A 17279-nucleotide genomic window follows, 5' to 3' on the forward strand; every position below is an offset into this window, starting at 1 on the left:
GTGTGATGGAAAGACGTCAGCCAATTCCAGTAGAAGAAGCCATTCAGAAAGTCCATCAATATGAAAAGCATGGAGAAGCAGAATGGGTGCCTTTAAAAAATAGCCTTGAAAGGTTCATTGCAGAAGATATTTTAGCAGATCATGATGTTCCTGCATTTGATCGTTCCCCGTATGATGGTTTTGCACTTCGGGCAGAAGATACAAAAGAAGCGTCAAGCGAGCATCCGGTTGAATTTGAGGTCATTGACCATATTGGTGCAGGAATGGTCTCAGCAAAAACCATCGGTCCCTTTCAAGCCATCCGTATCATGACAGGAGCAAAAATCCCGGATGGAGCAAATGTCGTCATCATGCTTGAGCTGACTAAGACCTTCGAAAAAGACGGCAAATCATACATGTCACTTAAAAGAACGCTGAAAAAAGGGGACAATATTTCTCGTCAAGGAGAAGAAGTACTTGAAGGAAATGTGATGGTCAAAAAAGGAACCAAAGTAACTCCGGGCGTTACGGCCCTATTGGCGACATTTGGATATGGTGTAGTGCCAGTTGTCAAAAAGCCAGTGATCGGCATCATCTCAACAGGTACAGAGCTTCTTCAAGTGAGTGATGCGATGGTGGACGGTAAGATTAGAAACAGTAATCTTAGTATGGTTTATGCCCAGATACTTGAGGCCGGGGGAGAGCCGCTTGATTTAGGCGGTGTGTCTGATGATTTTGACAAAAGCTATCATGCAGTCAAAGCAGCCTTAAGCAAGGTAGATTTCTTAATCACAACAGGCGGTGTGTCAGTAGGTGATTTTGACTTTCTCCCTGCGATTTATGAAAAGCTGGGAGCTGAGGTGCTGTTTAATAAAGTGGCCATGAGACCCGGAAGTGTGACGACGGTTGCTGCAATGCCAAATGGTCAACTGCTGTTTGGGCTGTCAGGAAATCCCGCTGCCTGTTTTGTTGGCTTTGAATTATTTGTGAAACCGATGATCTATAAATGGTCTTTGAAGAAGCAGCCGTTTCCTGCTTTTGCTGAGGCGAAGCTGACACACGATTTTCCAAAAGCCAATCCGTTCACTCGATTTGTCAGAGCGGCACTACAATTCACGGGCAGTCAGCTCAGTGTGACCCCAACAGGTCTTGATAAATCAAGTGCCGTGACCTCTATTGCAGATGCTAACTGTTTCATCGTGCTGCCCGGAGGAACAAGAGGTTTTAAGGCCGGTGATCAGGTCCATGTTCTGCTGTTTCAGCACGAAGGAGAGGGTTCCCCATGCTGGATGACACATTAAGCATATTACAGGTGGTCGGTTATCAAAACAGCGGCAAGACTATGTTGATTGAAAAGCTCTGTCAGCTGGCTGTACTTGACGGGCTGAAGCTAGGCTGCTTTAAACACCATGGACATGGCGGTAAACCAGATCGTCTTTTGAAAGAAAAAGACACCGATCGATATGTCGGGGCAGGTGCATTTGCCGCTGGCGTGGAAGGAGAGGGTGAATTTCACTTTTCAATGCAGCACATCACGTTAGAGCAGTTGCTCAACATGTGTCAGCATCTTCCATTAGACGCTGTCTTGATAGAAGGGTATAAACAGGCACCATACCGCAAAATCGTTTGTGTAAAGAATGAAGAGGAGCTCATTGATCTTTCAACTCTTTCCAATATACAAGCAGCTATTTATTTTTCTCAAGAGTTTCAATTAATCGAAAATTACTCGTTTCCAGTGTTTTCAGCCTTTGAAAAGGGCGCAGTCACATTTGGTTTTAACTTATTGAAGGGAGGTGTCTCTGCTTGAGTGAATTTTTTAAAATAACAAAAACGCCGATTGATGTAAACGAATTGATTCAGCATGTGACAAGGCGAAAGGCAGGGGCCATTACGACGTTTATCGGGACGGTCAGAGAGTGGACAAACGGCAAAAAAACATTGCGTTTAACTTATGAAGCATACATACCAATGGCTGAAAGCATGCTAAGTCAAATTGGACAAGAAATCAAGAAACGGTGGCCTGAAACTGAAGCAGCCATTGTGCACCGGATCGGGACACTTGATATAACGGATATTGCTGTTGTGATAGCCGTTTCATCTCCTCATAGGAAGGCTGCATACGAAGCGAACGAATATGCCATTGAGCGAATTAAGGAAATCGTTCCAATTTGGAAAAAAGAATATTGGGAAGACGGGGAAGCCTGGATAGGTGATCAGCTTGAAACGGTTTCATATCCAGAGGGGAAACCTAGCGATCTTCAACTTGCAAAGAAAGAAGGTGATCAGTTTGATTAGTGTATTATTGTTCGCCGGCCTTGCTGAGAAGGCCGGTAAACAACAAATCATCATTCAAAAAGATCAAACAACGGTTGATGAGATTAAATTAGAATTACAGGAGGTATATGGTGTTGATGCTGCACAAAACGTGATGGTTGCAGTCAACGAACTATATACGAGGGAAAACGCTGAAGTGCGTAGCGGGGACACTGTTGCATTCATTCCTCCTGTAAGCGGTGGATAATAGATATTAGAGGATTTGGTTATGGCCAGCGGCTGTAACCAATTTTTTATGTGTGAAAAGATTGTAGAGGTATTTGGGTGTGATCTTCGTAAATAAAACATCCCCTTCGTGCTTTAGAAATGTGAGGGTCGAGCTGCTGGATCAGATCATACAATTCGCTAATTCGTCTCACATTGAAATCTGTCTGGGCGTGAAGCTGTTCTTTTAATTCTTTTGTACTCACAATGCTTCCCTTTTTCTCTTTAATAATATCTACACATCTAGCAGCGTAGTATATTTTGTCATTAGAGGGTCTGCTTTCTTTCATATCAAGTAATTTGAGCTCATGATAAATCAGTTCTCTTTCCTTTCGAAAGTATTGCCATGCTTCTTGTTCCTTTTCATAAAGTAAAATCAATTGTGTTTTCAATTTTTCTCTTAACATTCACTTGACTCCATTTCCACTATCATTTAACCTACCTCTATTTTACATTATATGAAAAAATAACTTTTGATCAAGTAAAAACCTTATATTTTTCATTTTTTAATATGAAAGTATTGATACTAAAGGCTCATTTGTTCTATAAAAGAAACCAATCATAGTCCTATAAAGCCGAGATTTGTCGAAATTACTAGGATTATTTTAACAAAAAATTGTTGTGTCTAACTAAGACCATCCGAATTCAAAGGAAAAGGATATTTATTCCGAAAGACATGTGGTTTTTTGATAAAATGTTTTTAGGTCAGTAAAACCTCTATTTTTTGATATGAATATGGTCTGGTCATGGTGTCATTTGGAGGATGTCATTCGTGATAATAGAATAATAGATAAATTTTTTCCTCAATGAAAATAAGAAAATCAAATCATCCATCACTTATTGGCAATCTTTTGATAAAATAGAAAGAACAAGAGAGAACATGTGCGTTTGCATACTTGCATGACATAGAGAGGAGACATTTGATGAAAGAAAATATGCAAAAGCCCACGATCATTGGAGTGAGCACAAGACCTTTAGAGCACCTGAAAAGAGTATAAGAAAACCCGGTGGTTTGGTGGCCTTTATCCTGTGTGCTTCTTTTAACAGTGATTGTGACTTATTTGTCAGAGCTAGTGAATGAAGGAATGTGGGCAGATTTAAGCTTGCCGGTATCGGTCGTTTATGTGGTGACGCTAATTGGTCTAATTCTCGGGCTTGTGATTAATGCTGCTATATATAAGTTCATCGTATTTTTAGCAAAGGGTGATGCATCGTTTCAGCAGCTGTTTTCAGCGGTCCTGTTTATTACACCAGTTACGATCATTGGTACGATTATTTCTCATCTGTCCGTCATCCTGTTCCATGTGCCAAAAAACATCACAATAACCTCATTAAATGCACTCATTCAAACTTCTGGTCCATGGCACGGTGTGTTTGCTAATATTGATCTCTTTGTGATCTGGAATCTTGTTTTAACAGGCTTTTTATTGATCAAAGTCGGTCATATATCTCCAAGAATATCTTGGACCATGATAGGAGTCTTTTATGTCATTTCTTTCATTCTTCAATATGTAGGAACCGCAATCAACATATCAGTAAGCTGGGGGTAGAATGTCTTATGAGAAAGAAAATCATCATCGGATCCATTTTTATTATTGTCATCGGTCTATTTATTGGCTTTAACATTGCGAAAAATCAATCAAAGCCTGCTTCGACAGCAGCTATTAAAACAGTAAAACCCACACAAAAAGAAATCACCACTACGGTAATGACGCCAGGGACACTTTCATTCTCTGAAGAGCAGTTCATTTATGCAGAAGAGGAAAAAGGACACTTGAAGGGGATTTCTGTGAAAGAAGGAGAAAAGGTAAAGGCTGGAACGCCGCTTCTTACATATGAAAATAGGGAGCTGGAGCTTGAAGAGCAGCAGCAAGCTCTTGCGGCTGAATCAAGTACGCTAAAACGCGAACAATTACAAAATAGACTGAGCGAATTAGATGAAAAACAAGCAGGCGACTCAGTCGCCCATCCTAAAAACGAGCGAGACCAGCTCGAATTAGAGCTGAAAGCGGCTGAATTAGAACAAAAACAAGCAGAGATCAGCCAAGAAAAAGTAAAAGCACAAATAGAAGATTTAACCGTACATAGTAAAATTGACGGTACAGTGATTTCCATTGAGCAAGAAGAAGGGGCAGGAAAGCCGGAAGAAAGACAGCCGATCATTCATATTGGCAATGAGAAAAAAATGATTGTGCGAGGATTGATTTCTGAGTATGACGCCATAAAAGTGAAAAAGAAACAAAAAGTAAAGGTTACATCTGATGTCATTCGCGGAAAGAGCTGGCAAGGGGTCGTGAAAAAAGTGGGGGCTGTACCTGCTCAGGCAGCATCCGAAACAACTGCGGGTGATCAAACGGTACAATATCCTGTTGAAATCGAAATAAAGGGAAAAAAACCTGAAGCGAAACCTGGTTTTAAAATGATCATGGAAATTGAAACAGATAAGCGTCAAGCCCAAACGATTCCTGAATCAGCTGTAAAAAAAGAGGATGATGGACAATACGTTTATGTTGTCAAAAAGAATGTACTTAAAAAAGTAAAAGTGGTGCTAGGGGAAACGTCAGGTCATGACCTTGAAGTGACAAAAGGTGTCAAGGCAGAGGATCAAATCATTGCTCATCCATCAGATGACATGTATGACGGAATGGAAGTGAATGCTGAATGATTCAGCTTTCAAACGTGATAAAAAGCTATGAGGTCGCCCAAGAAACATTTGATGTATTAAGTGAGATCGATCTTGTCATTGAAAAAGGCGAGTATATGTCCATTATGGGCCCGTCCGGCTCTGGAAAATCGACGTTAATGAATATCATTGGCTGTTTAGACCGACCAACCACAGGACAATATCATTTTCAAGGAAGAGAGCTGTCAGCTGCAAAGGATCAAGAGCTTGCAGTGATTCGAAATCAATTCATTGGATTTGTCTTTCAGCAATTTCACCTGCTGCCGAGGTTAAATGCGAGGCGTAATGTTGAGCTTCCGATGATTTACGCTGGTATCAGTCAAAAGGAAAGAAAAGAACGCGCAGAAATGGCACTTGAAAAGGTTGGTTTGGCAGACCGAATGAAGCATATGCCAAGTGAGTTGTCTGGAGGGCAAAAGCAAAGAGTGGCTATTGCTCGTGCAATTGTCAATAAGCCGCAGCTTATCTTAGCAGATGAACCAACAGGCGCTCTTGACTCAAAAACAAGCTTCTCAATCATGGAACAGTTTACTAAGCTGAATGAGGAAGGGACAACGATTGTGCTTGTCACCCATGAAGAAGAAATGGCTGCGTATACAAATCGGACGGTCGTTGTAAGAGATGGACGGCTCGTTGAAGATAGATTGACACAAGGGGACGCTATGGAATGAAACTCTTTGAAAATATCAAAATAGCGATGAATTCTGTTTTAGCTCATAAATTACGTTCTATTTTAACGATGCTTGGGATTATTATTGGTGTTGGATCGGTCATTGCGGTCGTGGCTATCGGTCAAGGCGGAGAGCAAATGTTAAAAGGGTCGATTTCAGGTCCAAACAATACCATTGATATGACATATACGCCTTCTGACGAAGAGTTAAATGCAAATCCAAACGCTTTATTCGACGCCACATTTACTGAGGAAGACATAAAAAGCATTAAGACAATCAACGGTGTGAATCAGGTTGCCTCTTCGACTGCACAAGGAATGCAGCTGAGATTTCAAGATACGACAGTGGATGCGACAGTTAACGGTATAAATGAAGGGTATACGAATGTCCATTCATTACAAATAGCAGAAGGACAGAATTTAAGAGATGTTGACTTTAGAAGCGGCAGAAGAGCCGCTCTCATTTCTGAAGGCTTACAAAAAGAATTATTTAATGGACAGAAGGCATTGGGCGAAATGATTTGGATGAACGGACAGCCTGTTGAAGTCATCGGTGTTTTAGCAAAACAGAAAGGGATGTTTTCATTTGATATGAACGAAATATTTGTCCCGTTTGCTATGCTCACCTCCACATTTGGGATCAATGAATATGATAAGTTGTCAATCCAAGTCGCACATGCTGATCAAATGAAGGAAGTAGGAAAGAATGCGGCTGCATTATTAAATGAAAATCATCATACAGAAGATGCTTATGAAATGATCAATATGGAAGAAATCGCAGAAGGCATTGGTCAAATCACATCTGTTATGACAACAATCATTGGCTCAATAGCTGGGATTTCTTTGCTTGTCGGCGGTATCGGTGTGATGAATATCATGCTTGTTTCTGTGACAGAGAGGACAAGGGAAATCGGTATCCGAAAGGCGATTGGAGCAACAAGGGCTCAAATACTCGTTCAATTTTTAATTGAATCTGTCGTCTTAACATTGATCGGCGGGTTGATGGGGATCGCACTTGGCTTAGGTGGCGCTGCGCTAGTATCACTAGTTGCCGGCTGGCCGTCCTTAGTATCTTGGCAAGTCATCTGTGGCGGTGTGCTGTTTAGTATGCTTATTGGGATTGTTTTTGGGTTAATTCCTGCGAATAAAGCAGCAAGACTAGATCCTATTGATTCTCTTAGATATGAATAATTTGGAGAAGAACAAAAGCATACAAACAGCGTGAATTCGCCTGTAATCCACCATCAAAAGCTTTTATGCACATCGCATAAAAGCTTTTTTTAGTTCCATTGAATGAAATGAAAAATGATAGAAATGCTAAGATCATGACTTTCATCTTAATGTCACATATTTTTCAGTTTACAAATGGTACATATAAAGGTAAGATGACCATGGTGAAAGATTTTGATAGTTATTGAATGTATTTGATTGTTTTGTATTGATAATGTTGAAAAAAGCGATTACAATAAAGGTGCGCGCAAAATGAATACGTTTTCAAAAGGGGGTGTTTTCATGTTGACACCGGAAAGACATCAACTCATTATCGACTGTTTAGAAGAAAATGATGTCATCAAAATACAGGACTTAACGATTATGACGGATGCTTCTGAATCTACAATTAGAAGAGATTTATCAGCCCTTGAAGAAAAAGGATTTCTTAAAAGAGTCCATGGGGGAGCAGCCAAGATATCAAGTATCCGTCTTGAACCAGATGTATTTGAGAAATCTGCCAAAAACCTTCAAGAAAAGTCATTGGTTGCAGAGGCAGCTGCTTCACTTTTAAAACAAGGCGATTGTATTTATTTAGATGCTGGTACGACCACACAGCAAATGATTGAATATATCGATCCCGATCAAGATATTGTTGTGGTGACAAACGGTGTTATGCACATTGAAGCACTCATGAGAAAAGGCATTTCTTTTTACCTGATAGGCGGATCAGTGAAACATCGAACAGGAGCCATGGTGGGAGCCGCAGCTTTGACAGCGATGGAAAATTACCGTTTTGACAAAAGCTTTGTTGGGACGAACGGCATTCATCCCGAGGCGGGGTTTACAACACCTGATCCAGAGGAAGCGCTCATGAAAAAAAGAGCCATGAAGCAGGCGAAAAAAACCTATATCTTATCAGATGCCTCTAAGTTTGGCGAAATATCGTTTTCAGCCTTTGCTAGTTTACAGGAAGCCACCATTATCACAAACGACGCAAAAGAGGATTCATTCGATAATTACCATGAAAAAACGGTTATAAAGGTAGTGAAAACATGATTTATACAGTTACTTTAAACCCATCAGTTGATTACATCGTACACGTGGAGGATTTCGCAGTCGGCAGTTTGAATCGTTCAACCTATGACAAAAAATATCCAGGTGGAAAAGGGATCAATGTCTCAAGGCTTTTAAAACGTCACGGTGTTGAATCAAAAGCGCTTGGATTTATAGGCGGATTTACAGGAAAATATATTCAAGACTTTTTACAAAACGAACAATTACAAACAGCCTTTCACGAGGTGTCAGAAGATACACGAATTAATGTGAAACTAAAAACAGGTGAAGAAACCGAAATCAACGGACTCGGCCCATCTATTACTGAAGCGCAATTTGAGTCGTTTCTGTCTCAATTTTCTTCATTGACTGAAGGAGATGTCGTTGTCTTAGCTGGCAGCATTCCTTCTTCATTGCCTCATAACACGTATGAACGTATTGCTGAGGTGTGCGAAAAGCAAGGTGTCAGAGTTGTCCTTGATATTTCCGGGGAAGCACTAAAAAAAGCAGCAGGCTTGAAACCGTTCTTAATGAAGCCAAACCATCATGAGCTAGGTGAAATGTTTGAGACAAGCATCTCATCTGCGGAAGAAGCCATTCCTTATGGGAAGAAGCTGTTAGAACAAGGTGCTGAACATGTCATCGTATCAATGGCTGGAGATGGAGCTCTCTTATTCAGTAAGGAAGGGGTTTATCAGTCCAATGTTCCAAAGGGTACGCTTGTTAATTCAGTTGGTGCAGGGGATTCAGTCGTTGCAGGATTTTTAGCCGGCGTTTCGAAAGGCCTTTCGATTGAAGAATCATTTAAGCTTGGCGTCACATCAGGCAGCGCTACAGCATTTTCTGAGGAGCTTGGAACTAAAGAGCTTGTCGACACACTATTACCACAAGTAAAAGTCACACGCATTTAAAGGAGGAGTCATCATGAAAATTACAGAACTACTCACAAAGCAGACAATTAAGCTTCAATTAGACAGCCAGCAGAAAGAAGCAGTCATTGAAGAACTAGTCACTGTTTTAGATACAGCAGGCAAGCTAAATGATAAAGAGGGCTACAAAGAAGCAGTGATCAACCGTGAAAAACAGAGCTCTACTGGTATTGGCGAAGGAATTGCTATCCCTCACGCTAAAACAGCAAGTGTAAAAGAGCCTGCCATTGCATTTGGCCGCTCGACAGCTGGTGTAGATTATGAATCACTGGACGCGCAGCCGAGTCATCTTGTCTTTATGATTGCAGCAACTGAAGGCGCAAACAACACGCACTTAGAAGCACTTTCTCGTTTATCAACACTTCTCATGCGTGAAGAAATCCGAAAGCAGCTTCTTGAAGCGGCTACTGAAGATGAAATCATCGATATCATCAATACGCATGACAAGGACGATGATGAAGAAGAAGAGGAAGTTCAAGAAGAGCCGGCTGTATCAGGTAAACCAGCTAAGATTTTAGCAGTAACAGCTTGCCCAACAGGTATTGCGCATACATTTATGGCAGCAGATGCTTTGAAAGAAAAAGCAAAAGAAATGGGCATTGACATTAAAGTCGAAACAAACGGCTCTGGCGGTATTAAACACGCCCTTACGGCAAAAGAAATCGAAGAAGCACCAGCCATCATTGTGGCAGCGGACAAGCAAGTTGAAATGGAACGCTTTAAAGGCAAACATGTCATTGAAGTACCTGTGACAGCTGGAATCCGCCGTCCTCAGGAATTAATTGAAAAAGCAGTCAATCAAGATGCGCCGATTTATAAAGGCTCAGGCGGCAGTTCTTCAAAAGACGAAAATGAGTCATCTGGCAAAGGTAGAAGTGGTTTCTACAAGCACTTAATGAGTGGTGTAAGCAACATGCTTCCATTTGTTGTCGGGGGCGGTATCCTTGTTGCAATTTCATTTTTCTGGGGAATTAACTCAGCAGATCCTAAGGACCCTTCATTTAATTCATTTGCAGCTGTATTAAAAGGAATTGGCGGAGATAATGCGCTTGCCTTAATCGTTGCTGTTTTAGCCGGATTTATTGCAATGAGTATTGCAGATCGTCCAGGTTTTGCGCCAGGTATGGTCGGTGGATTTATGGCGTCGGCAGCAGGTGCAGGATTCTTAGGCGGACTAATTGCCGGTTTCCTTGCAGGTTATGTCGTTGTGCTACTTAAAAAAGTATTCACATTCGTACCGCAGTCACTCGACGGAATTAAACCGGTTCTGCTGTATCCATTGTTCGGTATTTTCTTCACAGGCATCATCATGCATTACATTGTTAACACACCGGTAAAAATGGTGATGGATGGATTAACTCACTGGCTTGAAACTTTAGGTACTGGAAACCTTGTCTTAATGGGCATTATTTTGGCAGGTATGATGGCGATTGATATGGGGGGCCCAATTAACAAAGCGGCTTACACATTCGGTCTTGCGATGATTGCTGCTGGAAACTATGCACCGCATGCTGCCATTATGGCAGGCGGAATGGTACCACCATTAGGTATTGCACTTGCTACAACAATCTTTAGAAATAAATTCTCAAAACGTGACCGAGAAGCAGGGATTACATGCTACTTCATGGGAGCTGCCTTCATCACTGAAGGGGCGATCCCGTTTGCAGCGGCTGACCCTCTGCGCGTAATTCCTTCAGCTGTCATTGGAGCAGCCGTGGCTGGCGGATTAACGGAATTCTTTAGAGTCACGCTTCCTGCGCCGCACGGCGGACTATTCGTTTTCTGGGTAACAAATCATCCGGTTCTTTATATCATCAGCATCTTAATCGGTGCCGTTGTAACAGCGATTTTACTGGGTATTTTGAAAAAACCAGTCAAACTAGAAGCGTAATTCAGAAGAGAAGCATCGTGAAGAGCGGTGCTTCTTTTTGTTTAATCATGAACAAATTAGGAAAAAATATCTAATTGAATGGTTGTCTTGTGAATTTTTAAATGACATGTGATAAAGTAAAGTTATTCAATTCACGTTTCAAGTCTTTTAGCAGAAAGTCTTAGGAGGAAGCAGTATTTTGAACGAAGAAAACAAACAAAACGAAAATGATATTCAATCTGATGCAAAGCAAGACAAAACAGAGAAGAAAAGTTCACTGTTTGAATGGATCAAAGCCATTTTAATTGCACTTGCGCTCGTCCTGCTCATCCGTACGTTTATATTTGAGCCGTATGTGGTGGAAGGAGAGTCAATGGAACCGACTCTTCATGATGGGGAAAAGCTGTTTGTCAACAAAACCATTAACTATCTAGGTGGTGTCAAACGAGGTGACATCGTGATTATTAATGGAAAAGATGGCCAGAAGATTCATTATGTAAAACGATTGATCGGCCTTCCGGGAGACACGATTGAAATGAAGGATGATACGCTTTACATTAATGGTAAAAAAGTTGATGAGCCTTATTTAAAAGAGAACAAGGCACATGCGAAAGAGTATGAAGTGCATTTAACAGGGGATTTTGGTCCAGTGAAAGTACCGAAAAACGATTACTTTGTGATGGGGGACAACAGACTCAATTCTATGGACAGCAGAAATGGACTTGGACTCATTGAAAAGGATCGGGTTGTCGGGACATCAGAATTTGTTTTCTTCCCATTTGGCGACATTCGGCAAACAAAATAAAAGCACCCTTCTCAGGTGTGTGAGAAAAGTGCTTGAATGGACGACCCTTTAAAAGAAGGGTCGTTTTAATTTGGCGTGAGCACCGTAACAATGATCACAATCGCCAACACAGAAGCGAAGACAGACCCAGTAATGGCTAAAACGGACCGAAACAATCCGACCTTTTGATTTTCTTTCCCTCGCTTTTGTAAAAAGCGTTTCGAAAAGATGTGTACCAGTGTGTAAATAAGCACAAGCCCAATATAAAGGCCAAAATCCCTCGCATTAAAGCCTGTTGCAGATAAATAAATACCCATAAAGAAAATCAATAAACAGTATTCCATAAGTGTAAGTAATCTCAAATCGCACGAACTCCTTCAATAAATCATTCCCATTTATTATACCATAATGGACAAATTGCCTTCGTTCTTAGCTAGAGACGTTTCTATCAAACGTTATTCATGTTATACTTCATAATGATGAATGAGTGATGGAGGATTAATAAATGATTGCAGTAAATAATGTTAGTTTGCGTTTTGCTGATCGTAAACTATTTGAAGAAGTAAATATTAAATTCACTCCTGGCAACTGCTACGGTCTAATTGGTGCCAATGGAGCTGGTAAATCAACGTTTCTAAAGATTCTTTCAGGTGAAATTGAAGCTCAGACGGGCGATGTTCATATGAGCCCTGGTGAGCGTTTAGCGATTTTAAAACAGAACCATTTTGAATACGAAGAATTTGAAGTATTAAAAGTCGTTATGATGGGTCACAAACGTCTATATGATGTGATGCAGGAGAAAGATGCGATCTATATGAAACCTGATTTCTCAGATGAAGACGGGATTCGTGCAGCAGAGCTTGAAGGTGAGTTCGCTGAGTTAAACGGCTGGGAAGCAGAAAGTGAAGCAGCGATCTTATTAAAAGGTCTTGGCATTCCAGAGAGCCTTCAATCGAAGAAAATGTCTGAGCTTGGTGGTTCTGAAAAGGTAAAAGTACTACTAGCCCAAGCTTTATTTGGTAAGCCTGACGTTCTTCTTCTTGATGAGCCAACGAACCACTTGGACTTACAAGCAATCCAGTGGCTGGAAGAGTTCCTCATTAATTTTGAAAATACCGTGATTGTCGTTTCGCATGACCGTCACTTCTTAAACAAAGTATGTACACATATTGCGGACCTAGACTTCGGAAAAATTCAAGTATATGTCGGTAACTATGATTTTTGGTATGAGTCCAGCCAGCTAGCGCTGAAGCTCAGCCAAGATGCGAATAAGAAAAAAGAAGAACAAATTAAGCAGCTTCAAGAGTTCGTTGCCCGGTTCAGTGCGAACGCTTCTAAATCGAAGCAAGCGACCTCAAGAAAGAAATTGCTTGATAAAATCTCTTTAGACGACATTAAGCCATCTTCACGTAAATATCCGTACGTTCATTTTGCGCCAGAGCGCGAAATCGGAAATGATGTCCTTCAAGTAGAAGGTCTATCGAAAACAATTGACGGTGTGAAAGTACTTGATAACGTCAGCTTTATCATGAATCGCGAGGATAAAATTGCATTCTTAAGCCGTAATGAGCTTGCTGTATCCACTTTATTTAAAATTCTTGCTGGTGAGATGGAGCCAGACAGCGGAACGTTTAAATGGGGCGTTACAACATCTCAAGCCTTTTTCCCGAAAGACAATAGTGAATACTTTGAAGGAAACGATGTCGATCTAGTGGATTGGCTTCGTCAATATTCTCCTAATGATCAAAGCGAAAGCTTCTTACGCGGGTTCTTAGGACGTATGCTTTTCTCTGGGGAAGAAGTAAAGAAAAAAGCAAGCGTCTTATCAGGAGGAGAGAAGGTTCGTTGTATGTTATCGAAAATGATGCTGTCAGGAGCGAATGTTCTGCTGCTGGATGAGCCGACGAACCACTTGGATCTAGAATCCATTACAGCGCTGAATAACGGTTTAATGAGCTTTAAAGGAGCTATGCTCTTCTCATCTCATGACCATCAGTTTGTTGAAACAGTGGCAAACCGTATCATCGAAGTGACGCCAAATGGCATCGTCGATAAACAAACAACATATGATGAGTTCTTATCAGATCAAGACATTCAAAAGAGACTCGATGAGCTTTATGCGTAAATAAGAAAAGACATCCAAAAGTGGATGTCTCAGCGTGTAGACAAACCCTCGCATTCGGTGTCAGTCCTGCGTGCCGGTGCTCACGAATGTCAAATTCGCTCCGCTCCGGTACTCGTCCTTCCTAGACTGCAAAGGTTTTCTATCACGCTGAAAAGAAGACAAAAGGCTAAAATGAAGATCATTTTAGCCCTTTGTCAACAATCTGAGACATCCATAAGTGGATGTCTTTTTTTCGATTAAATCGCCCAGTTTCCATTACGGAAGATCGGTTCGCGTTTCCCGTCTTTTGTAATCCCGTCAATATTCATTTCCTTTGAACCAATCATGAAATCGACGTGTGTAATACTGTTGTTCACACCAGCTGCATCCAATTCTTCACGATTCATCTCTTTTCCGCCTTCGATATTGAACGCATACCCGCTGCCGATGGCAAGGTGATTCGATGCATTTTCATCATAAAGGGTATTGTAATAGAGAATATTCGAGTTTGAGATTGGTGAATCGTCTGGTACGAGAGCAACCTCACCTAGATAATGGGAGCCTTCATCTGTTTCAACGAGCGAAGTTAAAATGTCTTCGCCTTCCTTCGCTTTCACATTGACAATTCGTCCATTTTCAAATGTTAATGTAAATTCATCAATGATATTTCCTGCATAACTGAGCGGTTTTGTGCTTGAGACAGTCCCATTTACACCGTCTTTTTTAGGTACGGTAAATACTTCTTCTGTCGGCATGTTGGCCATGAAAGAGACGCCGCGCTCGCTCACGCTGCCGGCACCTACCCAAATGTGCTGTTCTGGGAGCTCAATCGTTAAATTTGTGCCAGGAGCATCATAATGAAGCTTGTGGTAGTGGCGCTCATTTAGTATTTTGACCTTTTCATTTAGTGACTCATCGTGCTTTTTCCAAGCCTCAACAGGATCTGCTTGATCAGCACGTGCGACTTTAAAGATTTGATCCCATAATAAAGCGACAGCTTCTTCATCTGTATGGTCAGGAAAAATCTTTTTTGCCCATTCTTTTGATGCAGCGCCTACGACCGTCCAAGCAACTTTGTCTGATTGAACGAATTGGCGATATGTATGAAGGGCTGATCCAGCGGCCTTTTGCTGTGCAGCGATTTTTTTCGAATCAATGCCTCGCAGAAGGTCAGGGCTTTCTGACAAGATCGTGATAAAAGCGCCGCCGCGTTTTGCGATGGTTTCCATCATCTGTGCTTCCCATTCTGGGAATTGGTCAAACACATCCTGCGGTGCATGTTCATATTTTAAACGGGCAAGAACACCATCACTCCAGCGGATATGTACGTTTTTCGCCCCGCGCTCATACGCATGTTTCGCGACAAGACGAACAAGGTCTGCAGATTCAGTAGATGCAGATACGACGACTTCTTGTCCTTTTTGTACATTCACACCGACTTCAACGATGGTCTTAGCATATTGATCTAGTTGTTTTTCAAATGAACTCATAAAAAACCCTCCTTTAGTCATGTTCATCATATCAGATTTAAGACCGAAAAGGAAAATGGGGAGCATGCTTAAAGCCAAAATAAAAAAGCCGCTTTCGTGCGGCTTTTTTAGCGGTTCAGTTGTTTCACGGGCTGTGCATTAGAAGGGGGCATATGTGAAAACGACAGGCTCATTCCTCCTAAAATAATACCCGTTAAAATGACTGTGACAACGACTCGTTTACCTAAATCAAGCAACATGTTCTTCCTCCTTCACGTTTATCCATTTCTCACGATATGATCGAAATGATAAAAAAAGAAGTAGAACAAGAAGATTATTTTAATGTTTTTTGCAATTTATGAATGACTTCTAGTGAACGACCTGTTCCGATTGCGACAGATTCAAGTGGATTTGCTGCAATATGAACTGGAACGACAATCTCCTGTGAGAGCCATTCTTGAATCCCATTTAACAAAGCGCCGCCGCCAGTTAAGATCACGCCGCGGTCTACAATGTCACCACTAAGCTCTGGAGGGCTGTCCTCTAATGTGGCACGAATCGCCTCTAAAATATGAAGAAGTGATTCTCGCATGGCACCTTGAATTTCATGAGATTTAAGTGTGATCGTTTTTGGAAGACCTGTCACCAGATCACGTCCACGTACTTCTAATGATTCCGGCTCATGCTCAATGAGACCATAACCAATTTCCATTTTAACCTGCTCGGCTGTCCGCTCGCCGATTAATAGATTATATTTCTTTCGGACAAACGTAATGATATCTTCATCCAGCTGATCTCCGCCAATTCGAATGGAATGACAAGAGACAACGCCGCCAAACGAAATGATGGCAACTTCCGTTGTTCCTCCGCCAATATCGACCACGACGTTTGCAACAGGCTCATCTACCGGGAGATCAGCGCCGATTGCGGCTGCAACAGGTTCTTCTATTAAATGCACGTGCTTTGCTCCGCAGTTTTTCACAGCATCACTGATGGCACGGCGTTCAACAGCTGTTGAACCAGAAGGTGTACATACTACGACCGTTGGTTTTCTGAAGGTAAACCCGATATTTTTCCCTGCTTTTTTCATGATTTGTTTGAGTAAATCTGTTGTCATATCATAATCAGCGATGACACCGTCTTTCATCGGACGGATCGCCACAATTTTACCAGGTGTTTTCCCAATCATTTCTTTTGCTTCTGCTCCGACTGCAAGTACAGTTTTTGTTTCTGTATCGACTGCCACGACGGACGGTTCATTTAAAATAATTCCCTTATTTTTACTATAAACCAATATGTTAGCTGTTCCTAAATCAATTCCAATTTCGGCATTTTGAAACATGTTTTCACCCAATCTCTATTTTTGCTGTTTTAAACAATTTTACATTTAAAAGTTCAGAGGGTTGATGTCATTTGTGGGGGTTTGTGATGACCTTGAAATGAACTTGTAAAATTCAAGTATCATTTTGACAATCACAATAAATTTTCCCTTTGTTTTTTCTTTTATGAAAAAAATTTTTATAGAGGAGAAACCTTTTGAGAATCTCTTACGTCTACGATATATCAATTGGTGCAAAACAGATTGATCTTGAGCTAATGAAAGAAAGAGGGAACGAAATTGAAATCTATCGGAGTCGTAAGAAAAGTAGACGAACTAGGGCGTATTGTGATGCCAATCGAATTAAGAAGAGCACTTGATATTGCTATTAAAGACAGTATGGAATTTTTTATAGATGGGGAGAAAATCGTCTTGAAAAAATACCAGCCAGAGGGCGTTTGCCTCATGACTGGTGAGATTACATCGGAGAACCATGATTATGGAAATGGTCAAATTACATTAAGCGCTGAAGGCGCAGAACTACTGTTAAAAGAGCTGCAAGAAGCTCTTCAGCAGTAATTAAAATAGCCTGCTCTCTTCCTTTGTGCTGAGAACAGGCTATTTTTTTCTGAAAAAGTTCCTTAAAAATGCCCCATCACCCTCAAAAAAT

19 protein-coding genes are annotated in these 17279 nt (G+C 41.2%); 14 read left to right on the forward strand and 5 right to left on the reverse strand.

Annotated elements, in window-relative coordinates:
• The first annotated feature begins 2 nt into the window (after positions 1 to 2).
• The 4 genes from glp to moaD are packed head-to-tail and all read left to right on the forward strand — an operon-like array spanning position 3 to position 2500.
• The gene (gene glp, locus GKC25_RS06565; RefSeq protein WP_223249857.1) at positions 3 to 1280 is read left to right on the forward strand and encodes a gephyrin-like molybdotransferase Glp; all 1278 of its coding nucleotides are present in this window, start codon (positions 3 to 5) and stop codon (positions 1278 to 1280) included.
• Positions 1262 to 1786, forward strand: a complete 525-nt coding sequence (mobB, locus tag GKC25_RS06570) for a molybdopterin-guanine dinucleotide biosynthesis protein B (RefSeq protein WP_095285097.1) — start codon at positions 1262 to 1264, stop codon at positions 1784 to 1786. Before glp ends, mobB begins: the two co-directional genes overlap by 19 nt.
• Complete coding sequence (locus GKC25_RS06575; protein WP_034662723.1) at positions 1783 to 2274, forward strand: molybdenum cofactor biosynthesis protein MoaE; 492 nt, start codon at positions 1783 to 1785, stop codon at positions 2272 to 2274. Before mobB ends, GKC25_RS06575 begins: the two co-directional genes overlap by 4 nt.
• Positions 2267 to 2500 carry a molybdopterin converting factor subunit 1 gene (gene moaD, locus GKC25_RS06580; RefSeq protein WP_060596152.1) on the forward strand — a complete coding sequence of 78 codons (234 nt, stop codon included), beginning with the start codon at positions 2267 to 2269 and terminating at the stop codon, positions 2498 to 2500. Before GKC25_RS06575 ends, moaD begins: the two co-directional genes overlap by 8 nt.
• A gap of 46 nt (positions 2501 to 2546) precedes the next feature.
• On the opposite strand, the gene GKC25_RS06585 is transcribed toward moaD, so the two are convergent.
• Entirely contained in the window at positions 2547 to 2924 is a 378-nt protein-coding gene (locus tag GKC25_RS06585) for a hypothetical protein (RefSeq protein ID WP_034662717.1), read from the reverse strand.
• A gap of 600 nt (positions 2925 to 3524) precedes the next feature.
• Between GKC25_RS06585 and GKC25_RS06590 the strand changes: the two genes are divergently transcribed.
• The 8 genes from GKC25_RS06590 (at position 3525) to lepB (ending at position 11739) form a co-directional block, all read left to right on the forward strand.
• Positions 3525 to 4067, forward strand: coding sequence for a YIP1 family protein (locus GKC25_RS06590; protein WP_262417180.1), 543 nt, complete (start codon positions 3525 to 3527; stop codon positions 4065 to 4067).
• Between the two features lie 8 nt (positions 4068 to 4075).
• Positions 4076 to 5182, forward strand: a complete 1107-nt coding sequence (locus GKC25_RS06595; protein WP_066030961.1) for an efflux RND transporter periplasmic adaptor subunit — start codon at positions 4076 to 4078, stop codon at positions 5180 to 5182.
• Positions 5179 to 5871, forward strand: coding sequence for an ABC transporter ATP-binding protein (locus GKC25_RS06600; RefSeq protein WP_034662709.1), 693 nt, complete (start codon positions 5179 to 5181; stop codon positions 5869 to 5871). Before GKC25_RS06595 ends, GKC25_RS06600 begins: the two co-directional genes overlap by 4 nt.
• Complete coding sequence (locus GKC25_RS06605) at positions 5868 to 7061, forward strand: ABC transporter permease (RefSeq protein ID WP_034662707.1); 1194 nt, start codon at positions 5868 to 5870, stop codon at positions 7059 to 7061. Before GKC25_RS06600 ends, GKC25_RS06605 begins: the two co-directional genes overlap by 4 nt.
• 321 nt (positions 7062 to 7382) lie before the next feature.
• Entirely contained in the window at positions 7383 to 8138 is a 756-nt protein-coding gene (locus GKC25_RS06610) for a DeoR/GlpR family DNA-binding transcription regulator (protein WP_034662703.1), read from the forward strand.
• The gene (gene pfkB / locus GKC25_RS06615) at positions 8135 to 9046 is read left to right on the forward strand and encodes a 1-phosphofructokinase (RefSeq protein ID WP_034662701.1); all 912 of its coding nucleotides are present in this window, start codon (positions 8135 to 8137) and stop codon (positions 9044 to 9046) included. Before GKC25_RS06610 ends, pfkB begins: the two co-directional genes overlap by 4 nt.
• A 13-nt stretch (positions 9047 to 9059) precedes the next feature.
• Positions 9060 to 10955: a PTS fructose transporter subunit IIABC gene (locus GKC25_RS06620; protein WP_095285096.1), complete on the forward strand. Its 1896-nt coding sequence runs from the start codon at positions 9060 to 9062 to the stop codon at positions 10953 to 10955.
• 211 nt (positions 10956 to 11166) lie between these two features.
• A complete protein-coding gene (lepB, locus tag GKC25_RS06625; protein ID WP_034663870.1) occupies positions 11167 to 11739 on the forward strand; it encodes a signal peptidase I in 573 nt (190 codons plus the stop codon).
• 65 nt (positions 11740 to 11804) lie between these two features.
• On the opposite strand, the gene GKC25_RS06630 is transcribed toward lepB, so the two are convergent.
• Positions 11805 to 12080: a hypothetical protein gene (locus GKC25_RS06630; RefSeq protein WP_060596158.1), complete on the reverse strand. Its 276-nt coding sequence runs from the start codon at positions 12078 to 12080 to the stop codon at positions 11805 to 11807.
• Between the two features lie 143 nt (positions 12081 to 12223).
• Between GKC25_RS06630 and GKC25_RS06635 the strand changes: the two genes are divergently transcribed.
• Positions 12224 to 13843, forward strand: coding sequence for an ABC-F family ATP-binding cassette domain-containing protein (locus tag GKC25_RS06635; protein ID WP_034662692.1), 1620 nt, complete (start codon positions 12224 to 12226; stop codon positions 13841 to 13843).
• A gap of 236 nt (positions 13844 to 14079) precedes the next feature.
• Here the strand turns inward: GKC25_RS06635 and GKC25_RS06640 are convergent, their stop codons facing one another.
• The 3 genes from GKC25_RS06640 to mreBH all read right to left on the reverse strand — a co-directional run bounded on the left by GKC25_RS06640 (position 14080) and on the right by mreBH (position 16633).
• Complete coding sequence (locus GKC25_RS06640; protein ID WP_095285099.1) at positions 14080 to 15312, reverse strand: aminopeptidase; 1233 nt, start codon at positions 15310 to 15312, stop codon at positions 14080 to 14082.
• A 107-nt stretch (positions 15313 to 15419) separates the two neighbouring features.
• Positions 15420 to 15551, reverse strand: coding sequence for a protein YkpC (locus GKC25_RS06645; protein WP_003210922.1), 132 nt, complete (start codon positions 15549 to 15551; stop codon positions 15420 to 15422).
• Between the two features lie 74 nt (positions 15552 to 15625).
• Positions 15626 to 16633 (reverse strand): rod-share determining protein MreBH, encoded by a 1008-nt coding sequence (mreBH, locus tag GKC25_RS06650; protein WP_034662688.1) that lies wholly within the window; start codon positions 16631 to 16633, stop codon positions 15626 to 15628.
• Between the two features lie 276 nt (positions 16634 to 16909).
• Between mreBH and GKC25_RS06655 the strand changes: the two genes are divergently transcribed.
• Complete coding sequence (locus GKC25_RS06655; RefSeq protein WP_034662686.1) at positions 16910 to 17188, forward strand: AbrB/MazE/SpoVT family DNA-binding domain-containing protein; 279 nt, start codon at positions 16910 to 16912, stop codon at positions 17186 to 17188.
• Positions 17189 to 17279: the final 91 nt, after the last annotated feature.

Origin of the sequence: Bacillus pumilus (assembly GCF_038738535.1) — a bacterium.
GTDB lineage: Bacteria > Bacillota > Bacilli > Bacillales > Bacillaceae > Bacillus.